At 63.7% G+C, this 2,694-nt stretch carries 4 protein-coding genes; all 4 read right to left on the bottom strand.

Annotation, left to right across the window (positions count from 1 at the left end; genetic code table 11):
* Positions 1 to 4: 4 nt before the first annotated feature.
* Positions 5 to 778 carry a hypothetical protein gene (locus B3547_RS12620; RefSeq protein ID WP_292963656.1) on the bottom strand — a complete coding sequence of 258 codons (774 nt, stop codon included), beginning with the start codon at positions 776 to 778 and terminating at the stop codon, positions 5 to 7.
* An 11-nt stretch (positions 779 to 789) separates the two neighbouring features.
* Positions 790 to 1,227, bottom strand: coding sequence for a phage tail terminator protein (locus tag B3547_RS12615; protein ID WP_292963653.1), 438 nt, complete (start codon positions 1,225 to 1,227; stop codon positions 790 to 792).
* Entirely contained in the window at positions 1,224 to 1,652 is a 429-nt protein-coding gene (locus B3547_RS12610; RefSeq protein WP_292963650.1) for a gp436 family protein, read from the bottom strand. Before B3547_RS12610 ends, B3547_RS12615 begins: the two co-directional genes overlap by 4 nt.
* A gap of 69 nt (positions 1,653 to 1,721) precedes the next feature.
* A partial coding sequence (locus tag B3547_RS12605) for a tyrosine-type recombinase/integrase (RefSeq protein WP_292963647.1) occupies positions 1,722 to 2,694 on the bottom strand: 973 nt, incomplete at its 5' end.

The following is a 2,694-nucleotide window of genomic DNA, read 5'->3' as shown; positions in this document are numbered from 1 at the left end:
TTCGTCAGGCGAGCTTCGGCAGCCGGACTTCGTAAGGGGCATCCTTGTCGGCGGGGGTAACCATTTTTCCCTTCAGCGTGATGTCCACCAACTTGTCGCTCAAGAAGTCGATGGGGTTGGTCGGCGCCAACACCGCTTCCCACACCTCGACTTCGGCATCGGACCCATCGACCAGGTTGCGACCGTTGAAGAGCAGGCGAGCGCGTATCTGCGCCTGCGTGCCGGCCTTGAGGCGCGAACCGGAAACTGCGCTATAGGTGCCCGTCAGCTCCAGCGTTTGCCCCGCGGTGATCGTGCCCTTCGACAACGCTTTGATCTTGCCCAGCCGGTAATCCATCAGGTAGTCAGTACCCAGCGCATAAGTGGTAGTCGCGGCATCGTTTTTGACGGCAAGACCCGCCTCCACGATGTTGCGCTTGCCGATATCCACCCACTTGTCGAGCTGAGCCACGACAGGGATGTCGGGCAGCACGCCAGCCCCCTGAGTCAGATCCGATTCCGTAGCGCCCAAGGCCATGCGCAGCGTGGCCACGTTCACCTCGCTCAGCACGATCTCGATTTCGCCGGGCTTGGCAATCGCCACCGAGGCCACCAGCTGCCCGCGGCGATTCCGGCGCTTGCTTACGGATTCGATGACGTCCGCACCGGACGACACGGCGAATTTGCTGGATTCGCCAAGCTCTTCGTAGGCGTTGGCATAGGTGCCGGTGCCGGGATCGAAGATGTCGGCGAGGACGTCGCCCTCGCCAAGAAAACCACGGCCGTCGGTGATGCTCATGAAAGCTCCTTTTACTTGGATTTCTCCAGCGCCGCGTCGGCGCTGAACGTGAGGGGAAAGTAATAAAACGGCCGGCGCCACTTGGGTGCCGGTGGGCTCGTCAGGATCAGCGGTCGCATACCCGTATCCGGATGACGCCAACCCATCAAGGTGTTGAGCACGCCATTGACAAGCGGCTCGACGCGCCCGCCAACCTCCCGAGAGGCCTTGCGCGGCGCGCCGTCGTGACGCTCCACACAAACCGCCATCCAACCCTGCCGAATCTGCGCCGTCTTACCGCTGGGAACCGCCGAAACCACATCGAACGACTGGTAGATCAGATGGACGGCCGGCGTCGGCTGTGCAGATTCCTCGACACCTTCCAGATCGTCGGCGGTGAGCACGGCCACATCGGGCAGCGCATCTCGCAGCGCCGCCGCGATCGCATCGCGAACGGCGAAGAAGTTCACCGGCCACCTCTGCGGCCAAACACCCGCGCCGGCCCCGCTGCAACCTGTGCCAACCCAACAGCCGGCGCTGCGGCGTTACTCGACACGCCCGGCAGCGCGGCCCGACCCGCGGCCACATCCCGCAACCAACGGACGGCATCCTCGTAACGAAGGCGCAGCGCCTTGTCGTCGGCCGCATCGGGATGGAGGCGATACCAGGCGATCGTCAGTGCAGCATCTGCCACCGCCACCGGTACATCGCCCGCCAGCGGAACGGTGTAGCGCTGCCCGAGGTAGCTATCCACCTCAGCACAGGCCCGCTCGATAGCACCCAGCGCAACCGCATCAACGACCGCCCCCGTGGGCGGATCGTCATGGTCGGTAAGATCAATCAGCGCCTGCTCGGAGTAGGCGGTAACAAGATCGGAGATGGAGATGTAGGGCATGCCCGGACGTTACGCGCGCGGGCGAGAGCGAGAGGATTCGCGGGGGCGAAAAACGCAACTACCGAGCAGTCACAGCTCCAGCGTGCGCCATCGCCCGTCACGGGCATCGAGACCCCGGTCATCGTGATACAAATCGGTCATCGACTGCCTTGAGTGACCCAGCAGGATCATCGTGTTGATCCCTTGCCGAAGGTATTCGCGTGCAGCCAGCGACCGGCACTCATGTAAGGTCGGCGGGCGCTGCCCTGGCACTGTCTCCGCCGGCAGTACGGCTTCCCGCGCCTGCTCAAACCTCCAGCTCATCGACTCCGGACACGGCGGCCGCAGCGTGGTCTTGCGCAGCAGATAGCCGCCACCATCTGCATCGAGCGGCGCGTAGTCGCGGCATAACTGGATGGCCTCGCCCACACTCACGCCAATCGAGCCCAGTCGCAGGGCCAGCGGGATCGCAACGCGCATGCCGGTCTTGGCCTGGGCAATGTGCAAGTACTCGTGGCCATCGTCATGGGCCCACACATCGCCGAAGCGCATCTTGACAAGGTCGCTTCGCCGCTGGCCCGTGACCAGCGCCAACAGCACCATGCGCCACACCCAAGGCGGTTGATTGTGCCGGGCATGATCACTGATCAGTTGCCACTCGCTCAGCGCCAGGCGTCGGCGAGTGACCTTGACGCGAGGCATGCGCACGGCCCTTGCCGGGTTCCCAGCGACCCAACCATTCGCCAGGGCCTCATCGAACATGCAGCGCGCCTCGACAAGAGTCCGTTTCGCGGCAACCGGATGTACGGCATGCACCGCCGTGATCAGCGCGCTGATCTCATGCGGTCGGATCGAGCCGATCCGGCGGCTGCCGAGAGCCCCGACGATTCGCCGAATGTGAGCCCGGCGATTCGCGAGGGTTTTATCCTTTATCTGGCGAGAATTGATGATGGGTATGTAGAACTGCACCCATTCATTCAGGGTGCGAAACCGTGGGACGAATCGACCTACAGTGAGGGATAGCAACGACATAAACAACGCCCGGTATCGCGCCGGGCGCGCG

This window comes from Novosphingobium sp. UBA1939 (assembly GCF_002336885.1).
Classification (GTDB): domain Bacteria; phylum Pseudomonadota; class Alphaproteobacteria; order Sphingomonadales; family Sphingomonadaceae; genus Novosphingobium.
The sequence above is the reverse complement of the archived record's forward strand: the minus strand, read 5'-3'. Positions and strand labels throughout refer to the sequence as shown.